The sequence below is a fragment of the Methylobacterium sp. CM6241 genome (assembly GCF_054817845.1).
Map to the genome: position 1 here is coordinate 2,298,261 of NZ_CM139246.1, position 26,882 is coordinate 2,325,142.

The 26,882-nt window shown below is 65.4% G+C and carries 25 protein-coding genes; 14 read left to right on the top strand and 11 right to left on the bottom strand.

Features of this window, described 5'->3' with window-relative positions:
• Nucleotides 1-3 precede the first annotated feature (3 nt).
• From trpD to ACYQR9_RS10665, 5 genes are all read right to left on the bottom strand, one after another.
• A complete protein-coding gene (trpD, locus tag ACYQR9_RS10645; protein ID WP_461229542.1) occupies nucleotides 4-1,017 on the bottom strand; it encodes an anthranilate phosphoribosyltransferase in 1,014 nt (337 codons plus the stop codon).
• Nucleotides 1,018-1,051: 34 nt separating this feature from the next.
• A complete protein-coding gene (locus ACYQR9_RS10650; RefSeq protein WP_056426990.1) occupies nucleotides 1,052-1,666 on the bottom strand; it encodes an anthranilate synthase component II in 615 nt (204 codons plus the stop codon).
• A 76-nt stretch (nucleotides 1,667-1,742) separates the two neighbouring features.
• Complete coding sequence (locus ACYQR9_RS10655) at nucleotides 1,743-2,663, bottom strand: alpha/beta hydrolase (RefSeq protein WP_461229543.1); 921 nt, start codon at nucleotides 2,661-2,663, stop codon at nucleotides 1,743-1,745.
• A gap of 99 nt (nucleotides 2,664-2,762) precedes the next feature.
• Nucleotides 2,763-4,283, bottom strand: coding sequence for an anthranilate synthase component I (gene trpE / locus ACYQR9_RS10660; RefSeq protein ID WP_461229544.1), 1,521 nt, complete (start codon nucleotides 4,281-4,283; stop codon nucleotides 2,763-2,765).
• Between the two features lie 7 nt (nucleotides 4,284-4,290).
• The gene (locus tag ACYQR9_RS10665; protein ID WP_461229545.1) at nucleotides 4,291-6,192 is read right to left on the bottom strand and encodes a peptidylprolyl isomerase; all 1,902 of its coding nucleotides are present in this window, start codon (nucleotides 6,190-6,192) and stop codon (nucleotides 4,291-4,293) included.
• Between the two features lie 193 nt (nucleotides 6,193-6,385).
• Between ACYQR9_RS10665 and tpiA the strand changes: the two genes are divergently transcribed.
• The 9 genes from tpiA (at nucleotide 6,386) to ACYQR9_RS10710 (ending at nucleotide 14,383) form a co-directional block, all read left to right on the top strand.
• Nucleotides 6,386-7,147: a triose-phosphate isomerase gene (tpiA, locus tag ACYQR9_RS10670; protein WP_056427105.1), complete on the top strand. Its 762-nt coding sequence runs from the start codon at nucleotides 6,386-6,388 to the stop codon at nucleotides 7,145-7,147.
• A gap of 151 nt (nucleotides 7,148-7,298) precedes the next feature.
• On the top strand, nucleotides 7,299-7,682 hold the full coding sequence (secG, locus tag ACYQR9_RS10675) for a preprotein translocase subunit SecG (RefSeq protein WP_056427002.1): 384 nt from the start codon (nucleotides 7,299-7,301) through the stop codon (nucleotides 7,680-7,682).
• Nucleotides 7,683-7,841: 159 nt separating this feature from the next.
• A complete protein-coding gene (locus ACYQR9_RS10680; RefSeq protein ID WP_207412375.1) occupies nucleotides 7,842-9,470 on the top strand; it encodes a CTP synthase in 1,629 nt (542 codons plus the stop codon).
• 16 nt (nucleotides 9,471-9,486) lie between these two features.
• Nucleotides 9,487-9,885: a DUF350 domain-containing protein gene (locus tag ACYQR9_RS10685; RefSeq protein WP_461229546.1), complete on the top strand. Its 399-nt coding sequence runs from the start codon at nucleotides 9,487-9,489 to the stop codon at nucleotides 9,883-9,885.
• A gap of 120 nt (nucleotides 9,886-10,005) precedes the next feature.
• Nucleotides 10,006-10,650 (top strand): DUF1190 domain-containing protein, encoded by a 645-nt coding sequence (locus tag ACYQR9_RS10690; RefSeq protein ID WP_461229547.1) that lies wholly within the window; start codon nucleotides 10,006-10,008, stop codon nucleotides 10,648-10,650.
• Nucleotides 10,650-11,819 carry a glutathionylspermidine synthase family protein gene (locus tag ACYQR9_RS10695; RefSeq protein WP_461229548.1) on the top strand — a complete coding sequence of 390 codons (1,170 nt, stop codon included), beginning with the start codon at nucleotides 10,650-10,652 and terminating at the stop codon, nucleotides 11,817-11,819. Before ACYQR9_RS10690 ends, ACYQR9_RS10695 begins: the two co-directional genes overlap by 1 nt.
• Before the next feature lie 52 nt (nucleotides 11,820-11,871).
• Nucleotides 11,872-12,324: a DNA polymerase III subunit chi gene (locus tag ACYQR9_RS10700; RefSeq protein WP_207412378.1), complete on the top strand. Its 453-nt coding sequence runs from the start codon at nucleotides 11,872-11,874 to the stop codon at nucleotides 12,322-12,324.
• Between the two features lie 161 nt (nucleotides 12,325-12,485).
• The gene (locus ACYQR9_RS10705; protein ID WP_461229775.1) at nucleotides 12,486-14,003 is read left to right on the top strand and encodes a S10 family peptidase; all 1,518 of its coding nucleotides are present in this window, start codon (nucleotides 12,486-12,488) and stop codon (nucleotides 14,001-14,003) included.
• Nucleotides 14,004-14,008: 5 nt separating this feature from the next.
• Nucleotides 14,009-14,383 (top strand): hypothetical protein, encoded by a 375-nt coding sequence (locus ACYQR9_RS10710; RefSeq protein ID WP_461229549.1) that lies wholly within the window; start codon nucleotides 14,009-14,011, stop codon nucleotides 14,381-14,383.
• A 9-nt stretch (nucleotides 14,384-14,392) separates the two neighbouring features.
• Here the strand turns inward: ACYQR9_RS10710 and ACYQR9_RS10715 are convergent, their stop codons facing one another.
• Nucleotides 14,393-15,433: a sensor histidine kinase gene (locus ACYQR9_RS10715; protein ID WP_461229550.1), complete on the bottom strand. Its 1,041-nt coding sequence runs from the start codon at nucleotides 15,431-15,433 to the stop codon at nucleotides 14,393-14,395.
• On the bottom strand, nucleotides 15,420-16,970 hold the full coding sequence (locus ACYQR9_RS10720; RefSeq protein WP_461229551.1) for an ATPase domain-containing protein: 1,551 nt from the start codon (nucleotides 16,968-16,970) through the stop codon (nucleotides 15,420-15,422). Before ACYQR9_RS10720 ends, ACYQR9_RS10715 begins: the two co-directional genes overlap by 14 nt.
• 223 nt (nucleotides 16,971-17,193) lie before the next feature.
• On the opposite strand from ACYQR9_RS10720, the gene ACYQR9_RS10725 reads away from it, so the two are divergent.
• The 5 genes from ACYQR9_RS10725 (at nucleotide 17,194) to ACYQR9_RS10745 (ending at nucleotide 22,461) form a co-directional block, all read left to right on the top strand.
• The gene (locus ACYQR9_RS10725; RefSeq protein WP_461229552.1) at nucleotides 17,194-18,282 is read left to right on the top strand and encodes an OpgC family protein; all 1,089 of its coding nucleotides are present in this window, start codon (nucleotides 17,194-17,196) and stop codon (nucleotides 18,280-18,282) included.
• On the top strand, nucleotides 18,252-19,202 hold the full coding sequence (locus ACYQR9_RS10730; RefSeq protein WP_419951742.1) for an SGNH/GDSL hydrolase family protein: 951 nt from the start codon (nucleotides 18,252-18,254) through the stop codon (nucleotides 19,200-19,202). The genes ACYQR9_RS10725 and ACYQR9_RS10730 overlap by 31 nt, the downstream gene beginning before the upstream one ends.
• 268 nt (nucleotides 19,203-19,470) lie before the next feature.
• Nucleotides 19,471-20,835, top strand: coding sequence for a lipopolysaccharide biosynthesis protein (locus tag ACYQR9_RS10735; protein ID WP_461229553.1), 1,365 nt, complete (start codon nucleotides 19,471-19,473; stop codon nucleotides 20,833-20,835).
• The gene (locus ACYQR9_RS10740) at nucleotides 20,832-21,983 is read left to right on the top strand and encodes a GNAT family N-acetyltransferase (RefSeq protein WP_461229554.1); all 1,152 of its coding nucleotides are present in this window, start codon (nucleotides 20,832-20,834) and stop codon (nucleotides 21,981-21,983) included. Before ACYQR9_RS10735 ends, ACYQR9_RS10740 begins: the two co-directional genes overlap by 4 nt.
• A gap of 58 nt (nucleotides 21,984-22,041) precedes the next feature.
• On the top strand, nucleotides 22,042-22,461 hold the full coding sequence (locus ACYQR9_RS10745) for an FKBP-type peptidyl-prolyl cis-trans isomerase (RefSeq protein ID WP_056427046.1): 420 nt from the start codon (nucleotides 22,042-22,044) through the stop codon (nucleotides 22,459-22,461).
• A gap of 73 nt (nucleotides 22,462-22,534) precedes the next feature.
• On the opposite strand, the gene ACYQR9_RS10750 is transcribed toward ACYQR9_RS10745, so the two are convergent.
• The 4 genes from ACYQR9_RS10750 to ACYQR9_RS10765 all read right to left on the bottom strand — a co-directional run bounded on the left by ACYQR9_RS10750 (nucleotide 22,535) and on the right by ACYQR9_RS10765 (nucleotide 26,850).
• Complete coding sequence (locus ACYQR9_RS10750; protein WP_461229555.1) at nucleotides 22,535-23,362, bottom strand: beta-keto acid cleavage family enzyme; 828 nt, start codon at nucleotides 23,360-23,362, stop codon at nucleotides 22,535-22,537.
• A 95-nt stretch (nucleotides 23,363-23,457) separates the two neighbouring features.
• Complete coding sequence (locus tag ACYQR9_RS10755) at nucleotides 23,458-24,507, bottom strand: response regulator (RefSeq protein ID WP_461229556.1); 1,050 nt, start codon at nucleotides 24,505-24,507, stop codon at nucleotides 23,458-23,460.
• 13 nt (nucleotides 24,508-24,520) lie between these two features.
• Nucleotides 24,521-24,934 carry a response regulator gene (locus ACYQR9_RS10760; RefSeq protein WP_405030676.1) on the bottom strand — a complete coding sequence of 138 codons (414 nt, stop codon included), beginning with the start codon at nucleotides 24,932-24,934 and terminating at the stop codon, nucleotides 24,521-24,523.
• Nucleotides 24,935-24,969: 35 nt separating this feature from the next.
• The gene (locus ACYQR9_RS10765) at nucleotides 24,970-26,850 is read right to left on the bottom strand and encodes a sensor histidine kinase (RefSeq protein ID WP_461229557.1); all 1,881 of its coding nucleotides are present in this window, start codon (nucleotides 26,848-26,850) and stop codon (nucleotides 24,970-24,972) included.
• Nucleotides 26,851-26,882 lie beyond the last annotated feature (32 nt).

A 26,882-nucleotide genomic window follows, 5' to 3' on the forward strand; every position in this document is an offset into this window, starting at 1 on the left:
CTTTCATGTGTTCGAGACCGCCACGAGGCGTGCAAGGGTTGCTCGTGCCGCGCCGTCATCGATGGCGGAAGCGGCACGGGCCACACCTTCGCTCAAGGTCTGCGCGGAACCGGCGACGACGAGGCCGGCCCCCGCATTGAGAACGGCGATGTCGCGATAGGCGTTGCGCTCGCCCGCGAGGACGGCGTTCAGCGCGTGCGCGTTATGGTCGGGATCGCCGCCGCGCAGATCCTCGAGAGTCCAGAGCGGCAGGCCGACGTCGCGCGGATCGATGGTGAAACGGCCGATCCGCCCGTCCTCCAGGGTGACCACCGGCGTCGGGCCGGTGACGGTGATCTCGTCGAGCCCGTCCGACCCGTGCACCGTCCAGACCCGCGTGCTGCCGAGTTCGCCCAGTACACGCGTCAGGGGTTCGGCCCAGGCCTCGGTGGAGACGCCCAGAAGCTGGCGCTCGACACCGGCCGGATTCGAGAGCGGCCCGAGCAGGTTGAAGATCGTCCGCGTCGGAAGTTCGGAGCGCACCGGCGCCACATGGCGCATCGCGCCGTGATGGGTCTGAGCGAACATGAAGCAGAGGCCGGCCTGTGCGAGGCAGCGGGCCAGCCCGTCTGGGTCGAGACCGATTTTCACACCGAGGGAAACGAGGACATCGGCCGCGCCGGATCGCGAAGTGGCCGCGCGGTTGCCGTGCTTGGCCACCGGCACGCCGCAGGCCGCCGTGAGGATCGCGGCGAGAGTCGAGACGTTGTAACTGCCCGAATGGTCGCCGCCGGTGCCGACGATGTCGATGGCGCCGGGCACCGGGGCCACACGCACCATCCGCGCCCGCATGGCCTCCACCGCGCCGACGATCTCGTCCTCGGCTTCGCCACGGACCTTCAGGGCGATGAGGAAGGCACTGGCCTGGACCGGCGTCACCTCGCCCGAGAGCAGGTCGTCGAAGGCGGCGCGCGCCTCCGCCCGGTCGAGACTCGACCCGGCCGCGACTTTCGCGAGGAGCGGCTTGAAAGTGTCCATGGCTCGGAAGCGTCAATCAAAATCGATCGATGCGTCAATGCACGCCGGACCCGCGCTTGTCACGTCCCGCGTTCCACGCCGCGGCGATGTCGAGGAAGTTGCGCAGGATTTGCGACCCGTGATGCGAGAGGATGCTCTCCGGGTGAAACTGCACGCCGTGGACCGGGAGTGTGGCGTGTTCCAGCGCCATGATGAGCCCGTCTGCTTCCGCCGTGACGACGAGATCCTGCGGACACCCGCCGCGCTCCACCACGAGCGAGTGATAGCGCGTGGCATCGAAGGGGCCGTTCAGCCCGCGAAAGACCCCCGTTGCCCTGTGGGTGATGCTCGAGACCTTGCCATGCATGGGCTTTGGCGCGCGCACCACGTCGCCGCCAAAAGCCTGCCCGATCGCCTGAAGGCCGAGGCAGACTCCGAAGATCGGCACCTCGCCGGAGAGGTCGCGCACCACGTCGAGGCAGATGCCGGCCTCGTTGGGCGTGCACGGCCCCGGAGACAGCACCACCGCATCGGGCGCGCGCTCGCGGATCTCGTCGATGGTGATCTGGTCGTTGCGCACGACATCGATCGATCCGCAAAGCGGCCCGATGAGATGGACGAGATTCCAGGTGAAGGAATCGTAGTTGTCGATGACGAGGACGTTGGCCATGATCGCGCTTCTCTTGATCCCCCTCGTGTGACGAGGTGAGCCGAGAGGGTCAAGCGTTCTCGCGCCGCGTCCGCTCTCAGACCCCGATCGTCGGATGCTGGACGGCGGTGCCGTCCCCTAGATGCGTACGGATGAAGGCACCGGCGCTCGCCAGCGATCGCCGCCCCTCGGCAAGCTGCGGATAGAACATGTGCCAGGCATGGATCATGTGCGGCCAGACTTGAAGCGTCACGGCGACGTCCGCCGAGGCGGCCACCCCGGCGAGGCGAAGGGAATCGTCCAGCAGGGTCTCGGCGCTGCCGACTTGGATCAGCATCGGCGGCAGGCCGCCGAGGTCGGCATGAAGCGGCGAGATCAGCGGGGTCGCCGCGTCCTTTCCTGCGCAATAGGCCTCCGCGAGTTCCATCAGGTATTCCCGTTGGATCAGGGGATCGACCGCCGCCTTGGTGTCCATGCTGGCACCGGTCATCTCCAGATCGACCCAGGGCGACGTGAGCCAAAGGCAGCGGGGAAGCGGCAGACCGGCATCACGCAGCGAGAGGGCCGTCGCGACGGCAAGCCCGCCGCCGGCACTCTCCCCGGACAAGACGATGTTCCCGGGGCTGACGCCCGATTCGAGCAGGAAGCGGTAACCCGCCAGGGCGTCGTCGAGGGCCGCTGGAAACGGATGTTCCGGCGCGAGCCGGTAATCCAGCGCCAACGTCCGTGCTCCGGCAGCGCGGCCCGTCTCGGCCATCATGTGCCGGTGACTGGTGAGCGAGCCGGACACGTATCCGCCGCCATGCAGGAACAGGACGACGCGGGTCGGGTCCGCCCCCGGGCTCCCGGTCCATTCAGCCGACACCCCGCCCGCATTGACGGGCACGACCGTCACATCGGGGGGAACTGGATAATGCGCGCCGAACCCGTCGAGCCGTTCACGGCGCTCGGCGAGATTCGAAGACCGTGGACTGGCCGCAAGAAGATCCCTGACGGCATCGATCTCGGTCTCAGCCATCACGTTCCTCCGCCATCGCAACCCGTCGATATACGACCGATTCGATGTCTATCGGCAATCGCGGGCCAAGCGGAAGGCCTGCCTTGGTGCGCGGAAGGACTATTGCCCCCGCCGCGCCCGGCTCGCGAACATCACCGCATCCTCCGCGGCGCGGAACAGGGCTTTGGCCTTGTTCACGCATTCCTGCTGTTCGGAGGCCGGATCGGAATCGTAGACGATGCCGGCGCCGGCCTGAACATGCATCCGCCCGTCCTTCACGATGGCGGTGCGCAGCACGATGCAGGTATCCATCTCGCCGCGTGCGCCGAAATAGCCGATGCAGCCGCCATAGGGGCCGCGCTTCTCGCGTTCGAGCTCGTCGATGATCTCCATCGCCCTGACCTTCGGCGCGCCGGAGACCGTGCCGGCCGGAAACCCGGCCGAGAGGGCATCGAGTGCGTCGTGGCTCGGATCGAGATCGCCCTCGACATTCGAGACGATGTGCATGACCTGGCTGTAATATTCGAGGAAGAACGACCCCGTCACGGTCACGCTGCCGATGCGCGAGACCCGACCGACATCGTTGCGGCCGAGATCGAGCAGCATCAGGTGCTCGGAGCGTTCCTTCGGATCGGCCAGCAGTTCCTCGGCCAGGGCTTTGTCCTCGGACGGAGTGGCGCCACGCCGGCGGGTGCCGGCGATGGGGCGGATCGTGACGCGCCCCTCTCGCACCCGCACCAGGATCTCGGGCGACGAGCACACGACCTGGAAATCCTCGAAGTCGAGGTAGCACAGGAAGGGGGCCGGGTTGGTCCGCCGGAGGGACCGGTAGAGGGCGAAGGCCGGCAGCGTGAACGGCGCCTCGAAGCGCTGGGACAGCACGACCTGGAAAACGTCACCGGCGACAATGTACTCCTTCGCCCGCGCGACCATGTCGAGATAGGCGTCCGGCGAGGTGTTCGAGACCGGCTCGGGATGAGCAATGGAGCGGGGGTCGATCCGCGATTCCACCGGAAGCGGACCTTCCAGGACATCGGCCACGCGCTCCAGACGGGCGAGCGCGCCCTCATAGGCCGCACGCGCCGAAACCCCTGCGCTCGGGCGCACCGGGCCGACCACGGTGATGATGTCGCGCACGGCATCGAACACCACCATGACGCGCGGTCGCACGAGGATCGCGTCGGGAACGCCGAGGGGATCCGAATTGGACTCCCCGAGTCGCTCCATGGCTCGGACCATGTCGTAGCCGAGATATCCGAAGAGGCCCGCCGCCATGGGCGGGAGTTCGACATCGTCATCGGCTCCGATGGCGCTCTCGGCGATGAGGGACCGGAGGCTTGCCAGCGGCGATGCGTCGTCGGGCGCGAACACCGACAGGTCGCTGCCCCGTGCGGTCTCCGGCCGGCCGTCGCGACAGCGCCAGGCGAGGTCGGGGTCGAGGCCTATCATCGAGTAGCGGCCGCGCACCGCACCGCCCTCGACGGATTCGAGCAGGAAGGCCGGCCCGGCATGGACCGCCCGCAGCTTGAGGAAAGCCGCGACCGGAGTCTCCAGATCGGCCACCAGGGTCAGGTTGAGGAGGGTCGGCCGCCCTGCCTCGTAGGCCTCCGCGAACGCGGCGTAATCCGGCTCCTGAAACATGGTCGGTTCAGTACTCGCCGCCGATCGCGCGCCGGAACGCCGTCTGGTTGACGGTGATCCCCACGCTTTTCTGAACGTCGGCGATGTACTCGCCGAGGATGTCATCGATGAGGGTCGCCTGGAACCGCTTCGAGATCGCCTCGTCGGAGGGGCTGCCGGGCACGAAGGCGGGCATCGTCGCCGCCGTGACCTTGGCGACCACACGCGACTCGCCGGATTCGACCGAGACGGCCTTGTCCACCGGGATGGCGAAGAGGCGATTGACCACGTCGGCCGAGAGGCCGTCCTTGGACTGGCTGCGGGCGATGTCCGTGGAGGTTTGCACCTGCACGCCAACTTCCGCCGCGAGCGTGTCGATGGCCTCGCCCTTGTCCAGACGCTCGGTCAGGCTGCGTGCCTTGTCGGACAGGCGCTTGGCCACCTCGGCAGCGCGCCATTGGGCGGCTGCCTGATCGCGCACTTGGTCGAGGGGTTTGTCATGGGCTTGGTCTATGCCGGTGACGTCGACCCAGACGTAGCCGCCGGACTTCAGGCGAAGCGCCTCGGTGTCGCTCCCGATCTCGGAGCGGAACACGATCGGCAGCGTCGTGTCGCGATCCGGGATGGAATCGACGAGCTTGCCCGACGGGTCGAGTCCCTGGGCGCTCACCGCCGGCACCGTCACGAGGGTGAGGCCCCGCTCCTTGGCGATCTCGGCCAGCGGCTTGCTGTTGGCGCGCTCGTCCTCGATCGTGTCGTGGTCCTTTTCAACGGCGGTCTTGGCGCGCTCGAGAGCGATGGTCTTGCGAATCTCCGGCGCCACGTCGGCGAGGGGCTTGCGTGTCTCGGGTTCGATGGCCGTGACTCGGAGGAGCACGGTGCCGAAGCGACCCTTGACCGGGGCGCTCACGGTGTTCTGGGCAAGCGAGAAGGCGGCCTCTGCGACGGCCGGGTCGAACAGTTCGGCCTTCGTCAGGTTCCCCAGAGACAGTTCCTTCGCGTCGACGCCGCGCGCCAGAGCGACGGCCTCGAACGGCTTTTCGCCGGATTCGATCTCCTTGCGCGCCGCCTCGGCGGAGGCCTCGTCGGGGAACACGATCTGCTGGATCGTGCGCCGCTCCGGCGTTCCGTATTGCGCCTTGGCGAGATCGTAGCGCTTCTGCACATCCTCGTCCGTGACAGCGTCGGGCTTGGTCATCGCCTGCGGATCGAGGGCGAGGAGGGTCACGGCCCGGTAGTCCGGCGCGCGGAATGCGCTCTTATTCTCGTCGTAGAAGGTCTTCACCTCCTCGTCCGTCGGTGCGGGAATGTCTCCCGCCACGGAAGGGGGCAGCATCATGAAGGAGGCCGACCGGCGCTCGGTGGTGTAGCGATGCACGGCCTCGCGCAGGGCGGCGGGGACATGAATGTCCGCGGCCACGGCCTCGGCGATCTGGAGCCGTCCGGCGGCGGCGCGCTGGTCGCGCACGAACATCGCCTCGTTGATGCCGGCGCGCTGCAGCGTCTGGAAGAAGAGCGTCTGGTCGAAGGAGCCGTTGGCCCCCTTGAAGGTCGGCTCTTCCTGGATTGCGCGCAACACTGCCGAATCCGGGATGACGAGACCGAGATCCTTTGCCTGCTGGTCGAGGGAGGCCTCGCTGATCAGCTGCGAAAGGACCTGCCGGTCGAGACCGAGGCCCCGGGCCTGTTCGGGAGTCAGGCTGCGCTGAAGCTGGCTCTGATAGCGCTGCAGCTGCAGCTGATAGGCCGAGCGCACCGCCTCCGAAGTGATCTGCGTCTTGCCCACCGTAGCCACGGTCGTGGCCGAGTTCGAGCGGAAGAAATCTTCCACCCCGAAAATCGCAACGCCAGCGATGAGGAAGGTGAAGACCACCGTGAGAATGATCTTGCCGAGCCAATGCTGGCTCGCACTACGCATGTTCTGCAGCATCGGAACGTTCGAAAATCCGTCGTGATGGCGTGCCGAGGCACGCTCCAGGCCGCCCGCGATAGACCATCCGGTGGCCCCAGCAAAGGCCGGGCGAATCCTCGAGCCCATGTTTGCGCCCGCTAGTCGGCTCTGTTACGGCCCCGCTCACGATCCGGTGAAGCCGGACCAGCAGCATCTGAGCGCGAGGAATACGATGTCGAAGTCGGGACGGCGGCCGCTGATCGCCGGCAACTGGAAGATGAACGGCCTGCGCAGTTCGGTTCCGGTGGTCGAGGCCATCCGCGACGGGCTCTCGCCCGAACTCGCATCCCGGATCGACGTCCTCGTCTGCCCTCCTTCGACCCTGATTTCCTCCTGCGTGGCGGCCGTCTACGGGTCCGCCATCGCCATCGGCGGTCAGAACCTTCATGCCAAGGCCAGCGGCGCCTTTACCGGCAGCATCTCCGCCGAGATGCTGGCCGATCTCGGGGCGAGCTACGTCATCGTCGGGCATTCGGAGCGCCGCGCCTATCACCACGAGACCGACGATGGCGTCCATGCCAAGGCATTGGGTGCCCGCCGCGCCGGACTCTGCGGCATTATCTGCGTCGGCGAGACGCAGGAGGAACGGGAAGAGGGCCGGACGCTCGATATCGTCCGCGCCCAGCTCGCCATCGGCGTCCCCAAGGGGGCGAAGGCCTCCGATACGGTCATCGCCTACGAGCCTGTCTGGGCCATCGGCACCGGCCTGACACCGACCCCGTCCGACATCGCCGAAGTCCATGCTTCCCTGCGTGAGATGCTCGGACAGCTCATCGGCGCGGAAGCCGCCAAGGTCCGTATCCTCTATGGCGGTTCGGTGAAGCCGGGTAACGCCCGCGAATTGATGGCGGTAGAGAATGTGGACGGGGCGCTGGTCGGAGGCGCCAGTCTCGTGGCGTCCGACTTCCTGGGGATAGCGGCCGCCTACGCCTGAAACATTCGCCGCCCTGGGGCGATGCAGGATTTGGCGTGAGACACCATCTCGTGTAGGAGCCTGCCCTTTGCGGACGTTCCTCGCCGGGCCTCTTCGGGCGCCGGATACGGCCTACGTGGTTCACGGACCAGGAACATCGGACTGAAACGACATGAATGCCGTCCTGATCTCCATTCACCTCATCGTGGTTCTCGCACTCATCGCCGTGGTCTTGCTGCAGCGCTCTGAGGGCGGACTCGGGCTCGGCGGTGGTAGCAGCGGTGGCGGCGTATCGGGGTTCATGACCGGACGTGGCCAGGCCAACGCCCTCACGCGGGCTACAGCGATCCTGGCGGCCCTGTTCTTCACGACGAGCATGACCCTCGCGGTGATCTCCCACCGGAGCGCCGCGCCGAAGTCGATCCTCGACGGAGCCGCGACGACGCAGCCGGCGGCGCCCAACGGAAATATTCTCGAGACCCTTCGTCCCGGTCAGGGCGCTGGCCAGACCGCGCCGGCTCAGCCTGCCACGCCCGAAGCGCCCCAGTCGCGCTGATCGAAGGTCGATGCGGAATGACGGCTCGGACACCTCTCGCTCCGAACCGTCCCCACCCGGCGTTCCACAGAATCCGAACCGATGCAGCCCTGCCGCCACCAGCGGCGGGGTCGTTTGAAGTTTGTCGAATCATCCACCCTTGTTTATGAGCCGAAGCCCATGACGCGGTACGTATTCATCACCGGCGGCGTGGTCTCCTCGCTCGGCAAGGGCCTCGCATCTGCGGCTCTCGCAGCTCTCCTGCAGGCGCGCGGCCACACGGTCCGCCTGCGCAAGCTCGACCCCTACCTGAACGTGGATCCGGGCACGATGAGCCCGACGCAGCACGGCGAGGTCTTCGTTACCGACGACGGTGCGGAGACCGATCTCGACCTCGGCCATTACGAGCGTTTCACCGGTCTTCCGGCGACCAAGGCCGATAACATCACCACCGGTCGCATCTATCTCGACATCATCACCAAGGAGCGGCGCGGCGATTATCTCGGCGCGACGATCCAGGTCATCCCTCACGTCACCAACGCCATCAAGACGTTCGTACTCGATGGAAACGAAGCATTCGATTTCGTCCTCGTCGAGATCGGCGGCACGGTGGGCGACATCGAAGGCCTTCCGTTTTTCGAGGCGATCCGCCAGCTCGGCCAGGAATTGCCGCGCGGCACTGTCGCCTTCGTCCATCTGACTCTGCTGCCCTACATTCCCTCGGCAGGCGAATTGAAGACCAAGCCGACGCAGCATTCCGTCAAGGAACTCCGCTCCATCGGTATCCAGCCGGACATCCTGCTCTGCCGCTGTGACCGTCCGATTCCGGTGGAAGAGCGGCGCAAGCTCGGTCTGTTCTGCAATGTGCGTGAGACCGCCGTCATCGAGGCGCGCGACGTGGCGTCGATCTATGACGTGCCGCTGTCCTACCGCGAGGCCGGCCTCGACCGTGAGGTGCTCGCGCATTTCGGAATCGAACCGAAGGGCGAACCGGATCTCGTGCGCTGGACGACGATCTCCGAGCGCGTGCGCAATCCCGAAGGCGAGGTCTCCATCGCCATCGTGGGCAAATATACGGGCCTCAAGGACGCCTATAAGTCCCTGTCCGAGGCGCTGACGCATGGCGGCATCGCCAACAATGTGAAGGTGAACCTCGAATGGATCGAATCCGAGGTCTTCGAGCGCGAAGATCCGGCGCCGTTCCTTGAAGGCATCAACGGCATTCTCGTCCCCGGCGGTTTCGGACAGCGCGGCGCAGAGGGCAAGATCCGCGCGGCCCGCTACGCCCGTGAGCGCAAGATCCCATATTTCGGCATCTGTTTCGGCATGCAGATGGCCGTGATCGAAGCGGCTCGCTCCCTGGCCGGGGTCGAGGACGCCAATTCCACGGAATTCGGGGAGACCGGCGAGCCCGTGGTCGGCCTGTTGACCGAATGGCTCAAGGGCAACGAACTGGAGCGGCGCGCTGCACAGGGCGATCTCGGCGGCACCATGCGGCTCGGTGCCTACAAGGCGACCCTCGGAGCGGATACAAAGATCGCCGAGATTTACGGCGGCACCGAGATCTCTGAGCGTCACCGGCACCGCTACGAGGTCAACATGGCCTATCGCGAGCGGCTGGAAGCCAAGGGCCTGCGGTTCTCGGGGCTATCACCGGACGGTCTGCTTCCCGAGACGGTGGAACATGCAGGCCACCCCTGGTTCATCGGCGTGCAGTTTCACCCGGAACTGAAGTCGCGGCCGTTCGAGCCACATCCGCTGTTCAAGAGCTTCATCTCGGCTGCCATCGTGCAGAGCCGGCTGGTCTGAGGGAGGGGCGGGCGCCATGGTCTCGATCTCGGGTCTGCCCGCCTTCATCGCCTATGTCGCGGTGGCGTTCGGCCTCGTGGCGGTCTATCTCGCGGTCTACCTGTCGGCGACGTCCCATCGCGAGATCGCGCTGATCCGCGCCAACAATGCCTCGGCCGCCATCGCGCTGGGCGGAAGCCTGATCGGCTATACGCTGCCGCTCTCGGTGGCGATCTATAACGCTCAATCGATCCTCGACTGCATCGTCTGGGGCCTCGTCGCCCTCATCGTGCAGATCCTGGTCTATTTCGTCGTGCGGCTGATCCTGCCGGACCTGTCGCGTCGTATCGAAGCCGGTGAGATCGCCGCGTCCATCCTGCTCGCCGCGTCGTCCCTGGCCGGGGGTATCGTCAACGCGGCGTCCATGACCTACTGAGCCGGCGTTCGGGGAAATGTCCCATCGCCGGTTTCAAACGGCCAAGCTCGATCCTACATTCGGGTCTGTGCGGCATCGTGCCGTGAGGGAGCGGATCGTCGGAAGGCGGTCCTCAGTAGGATGCCATCCGAGGCCGATACTCCGACACCAGTAAAGCCGCCGCGCCTCATGCGCTCGCAGACGGTGACCCTCGTCATGCTGGCGGGTGCGGGCGCCGCCGCCTTCGGGCTTGCTCGTCTCGATCCGTCGCAGGACGAAGAATCCGTGCTCGTCTATGCGAATGCGGAGGCCTGTATCGCCGGAACCAGGCGAACGGAGGAGGATTGCCGGAGCGAGTACCTGACGGCGCGTGCCGCCTATCCCGAGGTCGCACCGCGTTACGCCACGGTGAGTGAGTGCGAGGCGCATCACGGCCCATCGCATTGCCTGCCCGGAGACGGCGTCGCTGCGAGTGCTGCCGGACGTTTCGTCCCGTGGATGGCCGGCTACGTCATCGGCAGGCGGATCGATCAGAACCTGCCGCCACAACCGATCTTCGACCATGCTCCGAAGTCGGAAGCGTCCCATAGCGGGAGCGCCGGCCACTCGGGTGGCGCTGGCTATTGTACGAGTTGGGGCGGACGGATCACCACATCTTCGGGCGGTGCGTCCTCCAGCGCGCGGGTCGCCTCTTCGGCGGTGCGCAAGGTCGCATACGGTGGCTTTGGAAGCACGGGTCGTTCGTTCTCGTCGCACGGCTGGTCGAGCCATGGAAGCGGCGGCTGATGCGGCGCGTGCCCATCGGCGAACGACCGGATTGGCGGGAGACCGCGCGCCGGCATGGTTTCACCTTCCACACCTTCGATGGCGCAGCGTATTGGTCCGAGAGCCACGCCTACGCTTTCAAGCTGGCTGAGATCGAGGACGATCTCGAAGCGCCGAGCACCGAGATCCACGCCCTGTGCCTCGCTTTCGTCGCCGATGCGGTGGAGGACGAGCGGATCCTGGCCTCGCTCGACATTCCTTCCTATGCCTGGGACGCGATCCGCGCGAGCTGGAGGCGGGGAGACCCCTCCCTCTATGGACGCCTGGATTTCTCCTACGGAGGGGCATCCGCCGGGCCGGCAAAGCTCCTCGAATACAATGCCGACACGCCCACAGCCCTCTACGAATCCGGGGTGTTTCAATGGTTATGGCTGGAAGAAGGGCTGCGAACCGGCTCGCTGCCCGAGACAGCCGACCAGTTCAATTCCCTACACGAGAAGCTGATTGCCCGGTTCCGCACGCTTCGCGGTGACGGAGCGATGGCCTTCACCGCTTATGCCGCTGAGCCCGAGGACAGGGGGACGGTGGCGTATCTCGAAGATTGCGCGCGCCAAGCGGGGCTCGCGACCCGCTTCCTCGACCTCTCCGACATCGGATGTGACGAGGACGGACGTTTCGTCGATCGTGTCGATGCGCCGATCCCGCGCCTGTTCAAACTCTATCCCTGGGAATGGGCCTTCAGCGACGCTTTCGGAAAGGAGCTCGGCACCACGACGACCCGGTTCCTCGAGCCACCCTGGAAGGCCGTCCTTTCGAACAAGGGATTGCTGGCCCATCTCCATGCGAGAGAGCCCGACCATCCCAACCTGTTGCCCACCTTTTTCGAGAACGATTCCCGCAAGGCGTCATTGGGCACCTCCTTCGTCAAGAAGCCGTTGGTTTCACGGGAGGGGGCGAACATCCTCATGCTGCGCGACGGTGCCGTGCTGGCACAGGATCACGGACCCTATGGCGGCGGGCGCTACGTGCGACAGGCCCTTGCCGAATTGCCGGATTTCGACGGCCGCCGCCCCGTGATCGGCTCCTGGATCGTAGGCGACGAACCGGCGGGGCTGTGCGTTCGCGAAAGCGCGGGACCGATCACCGGTAATTCAGCCCTGTTCGTCCCTCACTTCATCGAGCCTGGTTGAGAGCGGCAACCCGCCGCTTTCAAATCGGCGGCTTTACCCTATCCTGGTTCCCGTGACCGAAATCCTCTTCTATCATCTCCAGCAGCAGCCTCTCGAGACGGTTCTACCGAACCTCGTGGAGCGGTCTCTGGAGCGCAACTGGCGCGCGGCAATCCAGGCATCGGGCGAGGAGCGGCTTCAAGCCCTCGACGATCACCTCTGGACCTATCGCGACGATAGCTTTCTGCCGCATGGGACGGATCGCGATCCGCAAGCGGCGAGCCAGCCCGTCGTCCTGACGCTCCAGGATGGTAATCCCAACGCCGCCGCCATCCGCTTTCTCGTGGACGGCGCCCCACTGCCACCGGATGCGTCGGACTATCAGCGGATCTGCATCCTGTTCGACGGTAATGATCAGGACGCGTTGCTCGGTGCGCGGGCGCAGTGGAAGCAGGCGAAGGAAGCGGGCCATGCCATCGCTTATTGGCAGCAAGACGAGTCCGGACGCTGGCAGAAAAAAGCGTGAGCGCCTTGGCCCATCATTGTAGCGAGAATCGCATGAACCGAGGTTCGACCGTCGCGGATTCATGCCGGCCCGGTGGTGTAGCCAAGCCGGGCACAATCCCCACGGGGCTTCGGTCCATTCTGGCAGGCGGCACCAAGCGCCTCGCACTCGTCTTGTCCGCCATGCTCCTCGTCGCCGGGCAGCCCACCATGGCGCAGTCACCCCATGGTGCCGACAAGCCTCAGCAGCGGCGGGCCGCCGAACGGGGCCCAGAGGGACGCAAGCTTCCCTCCGACGTCACCACCGAGCACAGTGTCACCCTGCCGGATGGACGCCTTCTTCGCTTTACCGCCACCGCGGGCAGCCTTCCCCTCGTGGATGAGAGCGGAAAGCTCCAAGCAGAGATCGCCTTCATCGCCTATCGTCTCGCGGACACGAGCGAAGCGACCCGGCCCGTCACCTTCGCGGTCAACGGCGGTCCCGGCGCGGCATCGGCCTATCTCAATATCGGCGCGATCGGCCCCTGGCGCCTTCCTCTCGACGGCACGAGCATCAGCCCCTCCACGCCGGTGAGCCTCGTCCCCAACGACGGCACTTGGCTCGATTTCACCGATCTCGTCTTCCTCGACCCGGTGGGGACCGGATACAGCCGCGCATCGGACGGCGATGCCAAGCGTTACTGGAGCGTCGACTCGGATGCGTCGGTCCTGTCCTCGGCCATCGCCCGCTGGCTGCGGACGAACGATCGGATCGCGGCACCCAAGTTCTTCGTCGGCGAGAGCTATGGCGGTTTCCGCGGGCCGCTCATCGCGGCAAAGCTGCAGGAGGAGATCGGCATCGGCCTCTCCGGCATGGTTCTCCTGTCACCCGTCCTCGATTTCGCCTGGTTGCAATCGCCGCGCACGACCCCCTGGGGCCACGTGACGAAGTTGCCGTCCTTTGCCGCCGCCGCCATCGAACGAGCCGGTGGCACGCCGAGCCGGAAGGCTCTGGCAGAGACCGAGGCCTATGCCACCGGCGACTATCTCACCGACCTGCTCAAGGGCCCGTCGGACCAAGCGGCGCTGGCCCGGCTCGGCGAAAGGGTCGGAGCCATCACGGGTCTCGATCCGAACTTCGTCCGCCGCCAAGCCGGACGCCTGAGTTCGAACAGCGTCCAACGCGAGATCGGCCAGGAAGAGGGGAGGGTCGCCAGCGCCTACGATACCGGCATCACCGGATGGGATCCGGACCCAGCCGCCACATTCTCGGGCTTCGAGGACCCGCTGCTCACAGCCATGCAGGCGCCGCTGACCAGCGCCATGCTCGAACTCTACGGCACGAAACTGAACTATCGCGTGCCCGATCTTCGCTACGAACTCCTCAACGGTGCGGTCAGCCGAGGGTGGGGCTGGGGCGGCGGACGCATGGCACCGGAATCGCTCGGAGCCCTGCGCGGCGTCATGGCGCTCGATGGTAACCTGCGCGTCCTCGTCGCCCACGGTTTCACCGATCTCGTGACCCCGTACTTCACGTCGAAACTCCTCATCGACCAGTTGCCGGCCTTCGGCACGGACAAGCGGATCGACCTCGCTGTGTATCCCGGCGGTCATATGTTCTATTCGCGGCCCGATTCGCGTGCGGCCTTTCATAAGGATGCGGCCGAGCTATACGCTGCATCGCTCAAGGCGCGGTCGGGCGCTACAAGGGACGTGAAGTGACGAGGATGTCGTCGCGGCTGGGCTTCGCCGCTTGTCTCATGGGTCTCAATATCGTCGGCGCGTGTACGACGAGCGAGCGCGAGGCACCGAAGGCGGTACCGGCGAAGGTCGCCGTCGCACCGCCCCCGTCGCCATCCGTCACGGGCCCGGTGCTCAATGCCGATGGGACGTGCAGCCAGACCTCCGCAGCCAGCGCGACCGTGATCGAGCCCGGGATCGGCGAATGCGATCTCATCCGGTTGAAAGCGAAGCCTGCGACAGACGTGTTGATCGGAGAAGGCCGTTCAGGCCGGGAGGTACAGGTGCTTTACAGCGAGCCGGGAGCGAAGGAGCTGTATTTCTTTGTCAACGGTCGCCTCGACCGGATCGTCAAATCCTGACCGGTCGGATCAATAGGCCGGCACCAACCTGTCTCCGGGCAAGGGCGCGACCATGCGAAAGTGCAGGCCCTCGGCCCCATAGGTGATGTCGACATCGGCATTGCATTGCTGTGCGAGCACGCGCTGAAGCAGCGTCGAGCCGAAGCCCTTGCGTTCCGGCGCCTTGACCAGGGGTCCCCCCGATTCAGTCCAGCGGAGTTCCAGGACGCGCTCGGTATCGCGTTGATCCACGCTCCAGCTGACCGTGACCCGCCCACTCGGCAGCGACAGCGCCCCGTACTTGGTGGCATTGGTGGTCAGTTCGTGGATTGCCATACCGGTCGGTACGGCAAGATCTGCGGCCAGCTCGACCGGGGGCCCTTCGAGCGTGATCCGATTGGCTGTCCCGTCATTGTAATGTCCGAGCTCGTTCTGGAGAAGGTCGCGCAGGGGCGCCGTCTGCCAGTAATCCTCCGTGAGCAGGTTATGCGTCTTGCCGAGCGAGACGATCCGGTCCGAGAAGGACTGGTAGAATGTGTCCACATCCTTGGTCGAACGCGCCGTGGCACCGAGGAGCCCCTGCACCGTGGCGAGCGTGTTTTTCACGCGGTGGTGAAGCTCGCGGATCAGCAGCGCCTGGCGCTCGTGCGTCCGCTGGCGTTCTTCCAGATACGCCTGCACTTCGCGTTGCCGCCGTCGCGCGCGGAGGGCCGAGCGAACCGCATTCGCCAGCACGGCCGGATGGAACGGCCGTTCCAGCACCGTGACGTTGCCGAGTAGGTCGGTGAGCCTCACATCCGGCGGGCCGCCGCGATAGCTGAGCAGCACGAAGGGAAAGTCCGACCAGGGCGGTTGCTGCTCGACCCATCGAGCGATCTCCTGCCGGTCCCAATGCAGAAGCGCTTCCTCCGTCACCACCGCGCAGGCGGCGTGGTCCAGATGGGCCACGAGATCGTCCAAGGTCGACGTCGCTTTCGACGCGATACCGACTTCCGCTAGGATCGTCGCTGCCACCATCGCATCCCGTCCGAGCGGCGCGAGGATCAGGACAACCGGTTCAGGATGCGGCATCGCGGCCGGGCTCGCTCACGATCGTTCCATCCGTCCGGATCCGTTCCGCGAGCAGATGATCCCGGTCGCCGTCATAGGTCGGAACGCCCGTGAGAACACCGCGGAACCGCTCCAGCGGTTCGCCCACCCGCAATCCGCCTGCATCGATCTTGAACTCGCGGATCGTATCCTCATGCGCGCCTGTCCGCTTCTTCAGGACGGACAGAGCCCTACGGACCCGGCCGGCGGCTTCGAAGAAGCGGAGCATGATCACGGTGTCGCTGACATAGGTCAGGTCCACGGGCGATTCCATCTTTCCGACCATGCCATGCTGGGCCAGGATCAGAATCGTCACGACCCCCTGTTGGTTGAGGTAGGTGACCAGTTCGTGCATCTGCATGACCAGGTACGGCTGACCCGACATGGCGCTGAGATAGCCGGTCAGACTATCGATGATGACGATCCGCGTTCCATCTCGCTCTACAGCGTCGCGGATGCGGCCGGAGAAATCGCCGGGCGAGACATCGGCCGGGTCGATCTGCTCGATCTGCAGCATTCCGGCTTCGACAAAAGCCCCCAGAGGCATTCCCACGCTCTGGGCGCGCTGCAGCAGGATGTTGCGCGTTTCATCGAAGCTGATGATCAGCCCGCGTTCCCCGCGTTTCAGGGCCGCGATGAGGTAGCTCACGGCGAGCGTTGATTTCCCGGCCCCCGATGGACCGATCACGAGGCTCGCCGTCCCGCGATCGAGGCCGCCGCCGAGAACCCGGTCGAGTTCGGGAACACCGCTCGCCACCGAATCGATGACGAAGCTGCGATGGTGTTCGCTCGCCACCAAGCGCGGATGAACGCGGATGCCGCCCTTCCTGATGACGAAATCGTGGTAGCCGCCTTGATACTCGGTTCCGCGCATCTTGATGACGTGGATGCGCCGCCGAACCGCGCCGTAAGGCGGGGTCACCTGTTCGAGCCGGATCACCGCGTGGCTGATCGAGTGTAGGTTCAGATCGTCATGCTCGGCGCTGAGATCGTCGAGCATCAGCACCGTGATGTCATTGAGAAGAAAGTAGCTCTTGAGCGCGAGAACCTGGCGGCGGTAGCGCAGCGATCCTTGCGAGAGCAGCCGGATCTCGGACAGGCTGTCGAAGACGACGCGGGTCGGTTTCACCCGCTCCATCTCGCCCAGGGTCATGCGGACGGTCTCGCCCAGTTCGAGGTCCGACGAATGGACGAGACTCTGTTGCTGCTTCAGATCGAGGCTCAGCTCTGGCGGCACGAGCTCGTAGATCTCGATCCCGTCCAGGGACCAGCCATGGCGTCCCGCCACGGAGAGCAACTCCCGCCGGCTTTCCGACAGGGTGATGTAGAGGCAGGTCTCCCCCTGCGCCACGCCGTCGATGAGGAACTGGAGGCCGAGGGTCGTCTTACCACTTCCCGGACGACCCTCCACGAGATGCGCACGGCGGGCCGCGTAACCTCCCGAAAGGATGCCATCGAACCCCGGCACTCCCGTGGGGATCGGTTGGGCGTCGGGGGCGTCACTGGATGGCATCATCATGTCCGGTGGATACGGCAACGGTTCAACATAAATTTCCCCGGCGGGTCTGTCCTCGATAAATCGGCCACACCAGGAGCCGATGCCATTCGAGAGGGCGGGAATAACAGGCTTTGCAGATTGTCGTGCGTCGCCTTATCAGACCGTGCCGCCGCGCTGCGAGGCGGCAGCCGCTACCGCCTCGCGCTCCTCCCACAACCTGATAGTCCGGAGTTCGGATCCCATAATGCGCGAACCGAACGCGATCGACTTCTGGCGTGGCCTCGCCCTCGTGACGATCTACGTCAACCACATCCCGGGCAACACATTCGAACGTTACACCTATTCGCAGTACGGCATCTCGGATGCCGCGGAACTGTTCGTCTTCCTGGCCGGATGGTCGATCGGGATCGCCACGCGCGGGCGTGACGGCCGGCCGGAACCGCGTCTGAAAAGCGTGCTGAGGCTCCTGTCGCGCACGATCGAAGTCTACCGTGCACAGATCACCACTATGGCGATCGCCCTGGCCATGATCGCCGGAACGGCTCTGATCCTCGACAATCCGCTCCTTCTCGAATGGCACAATGCCGGAGGCTTCTTCGCCGACCCGATCCAGACCACGATCGGTTTCGTCGCGCTCACGCATCAGCTCGGCTTCTTCAATATACTGCCGCTCTACGTGGTGCTGTTGGGCATTGCCCCGATCTTCATCCTGATCGCCCGCGTGAGCCGGGTCGCGGCTCTCGGCCTGTCCTTCGGCCTCTATTCGGCAAGCCTCGTCTTCGAATGGAACCTACCGTCCTGGCCGGGCGAGGGGGATTGGTTCTTCGATCCCCTGTGCTGGCAGCTTCTCCTGGTGCTCGGCTTCGTTGCCCAGGACCTGAACCAGCGATCCGGCACGCTCCGGCGCTGGTCTCAACGGCTGATGCCCCTCGGCGTCCTCATCGTCGTGCTCGGAATTGTCCTGTCCGTGTTCGACCTCCGGCCAGACCCGCTGCTCGTTCCCGATCCTCGTCTCGTCTTCTCCTTCGACAAAACGTATCTTTCGCCGGCGCGACTGATCCATTTCATCGGCGTGTTGCTCGCCTTTCAAGGCGTCTACGCGCTCATCGTCCCACACATCGGTGCGATCGGTCGATATTTGGCGGGACTCGGTCGTAATTCGCTGGCAGTCTTCTCCATCGGCTCGCTCTTGAGCCTCGCCGCGCAGCTCGTGCGGTTCTGGACGGGGGGCGGCCTTCTCGTGGATGTCGGCGCCATGGGATTCGGTTTGTTCGCTCTGGGCTTCACTGCATGGTTCGTCGAATGGCGCTCGCGCAAACCTCGGCTCTCCTGATCTCACTCGGCCTTGCCTCCCTCGGGGCGATCTCCGGATCATCCCGCGCCGGAGCGGAAGGCAGCGCGACGATCGTCTCACCCCCGACTGCGGCGGCCCCGGCTCCCGGTGGCGAAGCGTCGGAGGCCGTCGATGTGAGCCTGTCGCCCGAATGCCGGGTGCCGGGATCGAAGCTCTATACTCTGGCCCGGTTGAGCTCGGTGAAGGCCGCGCTCAAGGAGAAGCGGCCCGTACGGGTTCTCGCCATCGGGTCGTCCTCGGCGGGGGCAGGGGCCTCGGCGACCTATCCGGTCAAGCTGGAAACGGCCCTTGAGCGCTCGCTTCCCAACGTGGATGTGGAGGTCGAGAGCCGAGGCATGCAGGGCGAGATCGCCTCGGGCGCTGCGGAGCGCCTGCGCAGCATGGTGGCCGAGGTCGAGCCCGACCTGGTGGTCTGGCAGGTCGGTACCCACGACGCGCTCGCCCGGGTCGATCTCGACGCCTTCGCCAGCGTCCTCGACGAGACGGTTCAGTGGATCAAGTCCCACGAGATCGACGTGGTGCTGGTCAATCCAGTCTACACGGCTTCGCTTGCCCAGGACGAGTATTACAGCAGCATTGTCCGGAAGGTGCAGGAGGTTGCACTGCGCGAGGGAGTGCCGCTCGTGCAGCGCTACGAGGCGATGCGCTACCTGTCCGGGAGCAGCGACAAGGGCGAAGCACATATGCTGGGACGACAGTTCCGTCTCAACGACCTTGGCCTGCGCTGCATGGCCGAGCATGTTACGCGAGCCATCACCCTCTCGCTGCTCCAGCCCGACCCGTCTGCGACCGGAACCGCAACTGCTCCGTCGGTCATCGTCGCGCCGCCGAAGGATGCGGCGGTGAAGCCGCCTTCACCGCCCCGGAGCGGTGGTGCCTCGCTTCAAGAGCAACCCTGATCAGCTTGCCATAGCGATCGCGGCGGATACTCGGTCGGTCCGTAGGTCATCGATCTATAGGGCCATCCTGCAATGTCTCGTTCGGATGGTGTTGTAGGCTGACGCGATCAAGTGGGCCGTCATCAAAAGCCGGGCGACCTTCCGTGGCGAAGCTAGAGAAGAGCCCTTTTCCGTGTCCATTCCGGGACGGGTTTCGCTCAGAGCCCGAAAGCGTAACGGAGTTTGTGTCGGAAACAGATAGGGTCGGCCTGAACGTTCGGGGCGTGGAGTGGGGTCAGTGAGGGACGGGACGGAGGGCTGGACCCTCGGCGCGGCCTTCAGCCGCTTGGGGACGTTTCGCGCAGGCGCGGCGGGAGCGGCGCTCGACGTCTTCGCGATTCGCATTGCCGCCGCCATCTTCGCCTACGGGGCACAGGTCATGATGGCGCGCCTCATGGGGCGCTCAGAATACGGAGTGTTCGCATCGATCTGGGTGTGGATCGCCATCCTCGGCCATTCCTCCACGCTGGGTTTCGGTCAAGGTGCCTGCCGTTTCCTGCCCGCCGATCAGGCGAGAGGCGACGCCGCCCATATGCGCGGGTTCCTCCTCGCGGGCGCGTGGGTGACCATTGCCGCTGCGTCTATAGTTGCAGGCATCGGCCTCGCCATTGCCTGGATGCAGGGCATCCTCCTCGATGGGCCGTATGCTGGGCCTTTGCTCCTCGCAGCACTCGTTCTGCCGCTCTTCACGATGCAGGATTATCTGGAGGGCGTCGCTCGAAGCCAGAACTGGGCGGTGCTCGCCATCGCGCCGCCCTACCTCCTGCGCCAGGGGCTCATCATGGTCACCATGGCGGGCGCCGTCACCGTCGGGGCACCGGCTCAGGCATGGGTTGCCATCGCCTGCACCCTGGTCGCCACTGGACTCGCCCTGGCGATCCAAGCATGGCTCCTGATCCTGCGCCTTCGTAACGATCTGCTCCCTGCGAAACCGCGATACCGCTGGCGGATCTGGCTCCGGGCCTGCCTTCCGATCGCAGCCGCCGACCTCGCATATTCCGCTTTCAGCATGATCGACGTGGTCATCCTCGGCATGCTGATGCCACCTGCGGCGGTGGGCCTGTATTTTGTCGCGACCCGGATCCAGCAATTCGTCCCCTTCGTGCATTACGCTGCGTCCGCGGCCACCGCTCAGCGTTTCGCCGCCATCCACGCATCCGGGGATGCAGACGGGCTGACGCGCTTCGTCCGCATGCAGGCCCGCCTTACCTTCGCCGCCACGGTGATCGTCGGTCTCTTCATCGTCACGGCGGGCCCATTCCTGCTCGCGATGTTCGGGCCGGAATTTGGAGCGAGCTATCCGCTTCTCGCCGTGCTGGTCGCGGGCAATGTCGGAGCGAGCCTGTTCGGACCCGGCGAAGACCTTCTCACCATGATCGACGGTGAACGTCTCTGCGCTGGCATCACCCTGGCGATGCTGGCCCTGGCCGCTCTGCTCTGTCTAGTTCTGGTGCCGGTCCTCGGAATCATGGGAGCGGCCATCGCGATGGCCCTAGCAAACGTGCTTCGCGGGTTGGGAATGGCTTTGGCCGCTTTCCGTGTGCACGGTATCGTCACGACGGTCCTGCCATTCGCCGGTCGGCTTGGCTCATGAAGACGGTCTTACAAGACCTGCGCTCGGGACACTCGGTCTCGCTCGCCACATATTCGGAACTGGCTGCCGATCCCGATCCCTGGGATGCGCTCATGGCCAACGCGCTCACCACGCACCCGCATTACAGCCGCCATGTCATGGCGTCTCATCGGAGGGCGGGGTTGGCCGCCACCGACCTCGCCTTCGTCGTTGTGCAAGGCCGGCTCGGGCTGGAGGCTCTGTTGCCCTTCGAATGGAAACGCGATGTGAGCGGGCTCGGAACGCGCATTGCCCGTCCCTTCCTGTCGCGCTTCATCACCCAGACGAGCCCTCTCGTTGCGGATGCTCCCGACCTGCCCGACATCCTCGATCTGCTGGTTAAAGGGCTCCAATCCGCCTCCAAGGGGCGGATCTGGCGCTGGCCCCTGCTTCCCACCGAGACGAAGCTCGGTCGCGGATTGCTCGAGGCCATGGATCGCGCCGGCTGGAAGAGTAGTATCGCCAGCCGTTTCGAGCGACCAATCGTCGAGCGTCGCGGGTCATATGCCGGTTTCCTCGACGAGCATCCGCACCGATCGCGCATGAAGGATCTCAGCCGTCGCCATCGTAACCTGTCGAAGCGAGGCACACTCAGCCATGACATCGCCACCGGCGGCGACCGCCTGAACGATGCCGTCGCGGGCTTTCTCAGACTGGAGAAGGCCGGGTGGAAGGGGAGGGCCGGGACGGCGCTCGCTTCTCGCCCACAGCACGAGGCTTTCGCGCGCGCCTTGTTCACCGGAGCCGATGGCCCGGTTCGCGTCCGGGCGGATAGCCTTCTGTTGGATGGTCGCCCGCTCTCGATCAGCCTTGCCCTCGTAGCGAGCGGTACGGCCACGCTCTTGAAGACCACCTTTGAAGAGAATGAGCGCTCCAGCGCTCCGGGCCTGCTGCTGGAGGCACGGATCATCGAAGCTCTGTACGGCACCGGCTTTGCCGAACGGCTCGATTCGGCCACGCTCGCCGGCTCGGTCCTCGAGAATCTTTATCCTGATCGAGAGACGATCTGCGAGATCGTCGCCGCCCCTAGCGGTGCCGCGCGTATGATCACGGTCGAACAGCGAATCCGCCTAATCTCGATGGAGCGGCGCGCCATGGTCCGCGTCAAACGGGCCCTGGGCAGGCGCTGACGGGCGGGCACAGGCGTGCTACTCGGCCGGTTCGGCACGCCAGACAGGAACCATCCGCATGCGTCGTCCGCTTCTTGCCCTCACCGGAGCTTTGTTGATAGCCATGACCGCTTCCGCATCCGCCGAGACCGTGACCACGCCTTCGGGCCTGCAATATCGCGACGAAGTCGTTGGGACCGGCCCTACGCCGCAGACCGGCAAGAAAGTCAGCGTCCATTATACCGGCTGGCTCGATGAGGGCGGTAAGCCGGGCAAGAAGTTCGACTCCTCGCGCGACCGTGGCCAGCCCTTCAGCTTCACCCTCGGCATCGGCCAGGTGATCGGTGGTTGGGATCAGGGTGTCGCCACGATGAAGGTCGGCGGCAAGCGCACGCTCATCATCCCCTCTGACCTCGGCTACGGCGCACGCGGTGCCGGTGGGCTGATTCCGCCAAACGCCACGCTCATCTTCGACGTGGAACTGCTCGGCGTGAACTGAACCCGACCCTTATACCCGGACGAGCCTCGCCTCGTCCGGTTCTTAGCCTGTCCCCAATCGGTCCCGCCAGCGCTCAGGCTGCCAACCCCAGTGCGGCTCGAGCCTCGGCGGGTGTCGCCACGGTACGACCGTGCCGCTGCACGCACTCCACGGCCAGCCCGACCAGTTCGGCATTGCTCGCTGCCAGTTGGTGCTTCGTCACCCGGATGTTGTCCTCCAATCCGGTCCGTACCGAGAACGCCCCACGGGCAAGTGCCCAGTCCATGACCTCGGCCTGATGGCGTCCGATGCCGGCAGCGGTCCAGGTCGCCTCGGGCAGTACCTGCTTCAGTTCGCCCAGGAGCAGATCGAGCAGGCGCTCGTCGGCCGGCAGAGCATTCTTCACTCCCATGACGAATTGGACGTGGGGGCGGGCATCCATGAGCCCTTCATCCACCAGCCGCCGGGCGCCATGAAGATGTGAGAGATCGAAGATCTCGATTTCCGGCCGGACACCATGCGCCCGCATCTGACTGGCGAGATCGGTGACGAGGCTCGCCGGATTCTCATAGACGATGGTCGGAAAGTTGACCGAGCCGGTGGAGAGCGAGGCCATATCCGGCCGGTGGCGAAGCGACAGGCCACGGCTGGCTGGATCGCGTCCGCGTCCTCCAGTGGAGAACTGCACGATCATGCCGGGGCAATGGCGGCGAATTCCCTCCTGCACGGCGGCGAAACGGTCGGGATTGGACGAGGGCGTCTCGTCGTCGTTGCGCACATGGATGTGCACCAGGGCGGCACCCGCCTCGTAGGCCTGGCGCGTCGATTCGATCTGCTCGGCGACTGTCACCGGAAGGGCCGGATTGTCGGTCTTGCGCGGAACTGAACCGGTGATGGCGACGGCGACGACGACAGGTTTCATGATCCGGCCCGGATGTCCGATGAGGAGGGCACGGGAAATACTGCATTCCGCTCGGTAAGCGAAGTGCTGGGTTCACGGGCAAAGCAGCCGTCCGCTCAGCCCCGGAACAGCAGCGTCGCCTTGGTTCCGGGTCCGCTCTCTCGATAGATAAGGGCGGAACGGAGGTTGGTGGCCATGGCCTTGACGATGCGCGAGCCGAGACCGGTGCCGCGAGGCTGGCCTTCGCCCGTCCACCCGATCCCGTCATCCTCGACGGTCAGGCTCAAACCGTCCGTCCCGTCGCGCGCCACCGCTACCCGGATCTCGCCGGGGACTTCCGGCGGATACGCATATTTGTAGGCGTTCGTCACGAGTTCGGTGACCACGACGCCGACGGAGACCGCCTTGTCGGTGGCAAGCCGGATCGGCTCCGCGACGAGGCGAATGGCATGGTCGCGACCGGCTGCCTTCATCGCTCCCTGCAGTTCCTCCACGAGGCTCGAAAGATAGGCGTCGAGTTCCACCGCCTCGACATCATCGGAGGTGTAGAGCCGCCGATGAATGCCGGCGATGGCCGAGATCCGCGCCTGCATCTCGCGCAAGGCCGCTTTGGCAGCGGGATCGGAGACGGCGTTGGTTTGCATATGCGTCAAGGCCGCCACGAGGGCGAGAGAATTGGCGACCCGGTGATTCACCTCGCGCAACAACATGACCGCGCGGTCTCGGGCCTCACGGACCTCTGCCTCGGCCCGTTCCTTGTCGCGCCTCATGGCCTCCTGGCGCAGAGCCGTGTCGACCGCTTCGCCGAGGAGTTCGCGGAACTGACCCTGCAGGTCCTTCCAGACGTAATCCACGGCCCCGGCCTTCAGAGCGGCCACCGCGACGCGGCTGTCCTCAGACCCGGTGACATAAATTACCGGCGGGGCGGAAGGCATGGCGCGGATGGCTGGGAGCACGTCGAGACCGGTCTGGCCGGGCATGTGATGATCGAGGGCCACGAGATCGATGCCGCCCTGGCCCAGACGCGCAAGACCCTCGTCGCCGGTGGCGGCAAGTTCCACGATATAGCCGCGTGCGTTCAGGCCCTTCTGCACGAGGCGCCCGAGGCCGGGATCGTCGTCGACATAGAGGATGCGACCGCGCTCCGGGGCGAGGGGAGCGCTCATGCGGTGCGGATTTTCATGGGTTCTCGGGCACCTGCATCACGGAAAAGAACAACCCGAGCTGACGAATAGCGTTCGAGAAGCCCTCATAATTCACCGGCTTGGTGATGTAGACGTTCGCGCCGAGGTCGTAGCAACGCTGGACCTCGCGGCTGTCGTCCGTCGTCGTGAGAACGACCACGGGCGAGCGCCGCGTATGCGGGTTCGCCTTGACCTTCTCCAGGATGTCGATCCCGGTCATATCGGGAAGATTGAGATCGAGCAGGATTAGGAGAGGGCGCTTGGCGCTGGCCTCTCCGGTGCCGTCCGGTCCGAGCAGATAAGCGAGCGCCGACGTCCCGTCTCGGAACGGAATGATCTCGTTGTTGACGCCCGCGCGGCGAATATTGCGCTCGATGAGCCGGGCATGACCCTCGTCATCCTCGATCATCACGATACTGACGGGGTTCACGTTCGGATCACGCCTCATTCCGCTGCGAGGGACGTCGCCGGAACACCCTCGTATACAGCTGTAGCGCTCCCGCGGGGCAGCGTCACGCTGAAGGTGGTGCCTTCACCGAGCTTGGAGGCGACGTCGATCCGTCCACCCAGCGACCGGACCAAAGCTTTAACATGGGCGAGACCGATCCCTTCGCCCGGCCGATCCTGCGCTCCGGAGCGGCGGAACAGTTCGAACACGCGGGAATGGTCACGTTCAGCGATTCCCCTGCCGTTATCAGCGACGTCGATACGGATTCGCGGCCCAACGGCCGCGGCAGTCACCGTGATTCGACCGGCGCGAGTGGGATCCAGATACTTCACCGCATTGTCGAGCAGATTGCCGAAGATCTGTTCGAGGGCGAGTCGGTCCGCCGTGATCCTGGGCAGATCGGGCGCGACGACGACTGCCGCGCCGGCCGCCTCGGTCTGATGGCGCTGGGCATCGGCGAGGCGCTGAAGCAGCGCGTGAAGGTCGAGGGGTTCTGGCCTGAAACTTCGCCGCCCTTCGCGGGACAGTTTCAGGATCGCGGCGATCAGGCTTTCCATCCGCGTCACCGCGGCGCTGATGAAGCCGAGCGCCTCACCAAGATCGGCGTCGATCCTCTCCGCGTCGGGATGGGACTTCAGGGCGGAACGGATGTCCTCACGCGTAGCGTCGAGCTCACTCGTGAAACCCATGACGTTCACGAGGGGGGCGCGAAGGTCGTGGCTGACGATGTAGGCATAGCGCTGAATCTCCTCGTTGGATTCTCGGAGTTCCGCTTCCGCCTCGCGCTGCTCGGTGATGTCGGTATGCACGCCGACCCATTCACGAATTGACCCATCGGGGGCCAGAACCGGGACGGCACGGATCGCGAAATGCCGCCACGTCCCGTCGCTCACCCGGACGCGATGCTCGTGGACGAAGGTTCGCTTCTCCCGGACCGTTTCGTTCCAGGCGTCCACGGACGATCGAGAATCGTCCGGATGCACGGCGTTGGCCCATCCGAACCCCTGGTACTCCTCGAAGGATTGGCCGGTGATCGCTGACCATCCCGGCTGTTCGCCGACCATTCGGCCCTCGGCATCGTTGGTCCAGAGCACGCCGCGCACAGCCTGAATCGCCGCGCGGAACCGCGCCTCGCTATTGCTCAACTCACGCTGGACGCGCTGCTGGTCGATGGAGGAGGCCAGCATGGCGAGGAACAGAGTGAGGAAGGTCGCCGCCCCGACGAAGAGGGCGAGGTTCTGCTGGCTTGGGGCGAGGCCCGTAACGTGGCTCGTATGCGCGCCGGTTTCTCCGGTCGTGAAGGTCGCGGCGGCCATGCCGGTATAGTGCATCCCGGAGACGGCGAACCCCATCACGAAAGCAGCGATGATTTTTTGCCACGCTCCGTGATTTCGGAACGTGAGCCAGAGCCCGACCGTCGCTGCCGTCACGGCAATGAGCACCGATATGGCGGCAAGGAGAAGATTGTAGGTAACGCTACCGGGCATGTGCAGAGCGGCCATGCCGATGAAGTGCATGCCGGCGATGCCGATCCCCATCAGCGTGCCGCTCACAAGGATGTCCTGCGCCTTCGCTCCCGGTCGGCCGACCCAAGCGAAGGCGCCGCCGGTTGCGCCAATGGCGATGACGAGCGAGAGCACGGTGAGACCGGCCTCGTAAGAGGTGGGCATCCCCATCTCGAAGGCGAGCATGCCGATGAAATGCATCGACCAGATGCCGCCACCCATGGCCAGCGCCGCCCCTCCGATCCACGCGATGCGGCGGCCAGGCGCTGCATTGTGTACTCGAGCTCCAAGATCCAAAGCCGTGTAGGAGGCGAAGATCGCGATGGCGACGGACAGGGCGACGAGGGCGGGATTGTAGCCGGTATGAACCATCGTGCGACTGCTTGAGGAGGATTCGGAGCCGC

Coding starts and splice junctions, on each gene's coding strand:
- ACYQR9_RS10705 (WP_461229775.1), top strand. CDS start 12,486: ATGCTCCTCGTCGCCGGGCAGCCCACCATGGCGCAGTCACCCCATGGT.
- ACYQR9_RS10750 (WP_461229555.1), bottom strand. CDS start 23,362: ATGAAACCTGTCGTCGTCGCCGTCGCCATCACCGGTTCAGTTCCGCGC.
- ACYQR9_RS10765 (WP_461229557.1), bottom strand. CDS start 26,850: ATGGTTCATACCGGCTACAATCCCGCCCTCGTCGCCCTGTCCGTCGCC.
- trpD (WP_461229542.1), bottom strand. CDS start 1,017: ATGGACACTTTCAAGCCGCTCCTCGCGAAAGTCGCGGCCGGGTCGAGT.
- ACYQR9_RS10725 (WP_461229552.1), top strand. CDS start 17,194: ATGCGCGAACCGAACGCGATCGACTTCTGGCGTGGCCTCGCCCTCGTG.
- trpE (WP_461229544.1), bottom strand. CDS start 4,283: ATGTTTCAGGAGCCGGATTACGCCGCGTTCGCGGAGGCCTACGAGGCA.
- ACYQR9_RS10730 (WP_419951742.1), top strand. CDS start 18,252: ATGGCGCTCGCGCAAACCTCGGCTCTCCTGATCTCACTCGGCCTTGCC.
- ACYQR9_RS10740 (WP_461229554.1), top strand. CDS start 20,832: ATGAAGACGGTCTTACAAGACCTGCGCTCGGGACACTCGGTCTCGCTC.
- ACYQR9_RS10680 (WP_207412375.1), top strand. CDS start 7,842: ATGACGCGGTACGTATTCATCACCGGCGGCGTGGTCTCCTCGCTCGGC.
- ACYQR9_RS10745 (WP_056427046.1), top strand. CDS start 22,042: ATGCGTCGTCCGCTTCTTGCCCTCACCGGAGCTTTGTTGATAGCCATG.
- ACYQR9_RS10695 (WP_461229548.1), top strand. CDS start 10,650: ATGCGGCGCGTGCCCATCGGCGAACGACCGGATTGGCGGGAGACCGCG.
- ACYQR9_RS10760 (WP_405030676.1), bottom strand. CDS start 24,934: ATGATCGAGGATGACGAGGGTCATGCCCGGCTCATCGAGCGCAATATT.
- ACYQR9_RS10685 (WP_461229546.1), top strand. CDS start 9,487: ATGGTCTCGATCTCGGGTCTGCCCGCCTTCATCGCCTATGTCGCGGTG.
- ACYQR9_RS10690 (WP_461229547.1), top strand. CDS start 10,006: ATGCCATCCGAGGCCGATACTCCGACACCAGTAAAGCCGCCGCGCCTC.
- ACYQR9_RS10715 (WP_461229550.1), bottom strand. CDS start 15,433: ATGCCGCATCCTGAACCGGTTGTCCTGATCCTCGCGCCGCTCGGACGG.
- tpiA (WP_056427105.1), top strand. CDS start 6,386: ATGTCGAAGTCGGGACGGCGGCCGCTGATCGCCGGCAACTGGAAGATG.
- ACYQR9_RS10710 (WP_461229549.1), top strand. CDS start 14,009: ATGTCGTCGCGGCTGGGCTTCGCCGCTTGTCTCATGGGTCTCAATATC.
- ACYQR9_RS10650 (WP_056426990.1), bottom strand. CDS start 1,666: ATGGCCAACGTCCTCGTCATCGACAACTACGATTCCTTCACCTGGAAT.
- ACYQR9_RS10720 (WP_461229551.1), bottom strand. CDS start 16,970: ATGATGATGCCATCCAGTGACGCCCCCGACGCCCAACCGATCCCCACG.
- ACYQR9_RS10655 (WP_461229543.1), bottom strand. CDS start 2,663: ATGGCTGAGACCGAGATCGATGCCGTCAGGGATCTTCTTGCGGCCAGT.
- ACYQR9_RS10755 (WP_461229556.1), bottom strand. CDS start 24,507: ATGAGCGCTCCCCTCGCCCCGGAGCGCGGTCGCATCCTCTATGTCGAC.
- ACYQR9_RS10665 (WP_461229545.1), bottom strand. CDS start 6,192: ATGCTGCAGAACATGCGTAGTGCGAGCCAGCATTGGCTCGGCAAGATC.
- secG (WP_056427002.1), top strand. CDS start 7,299: ATGAATGCCGTCCTGATCTCCATTCACCTCATCGTGGTTCTCGCACTC.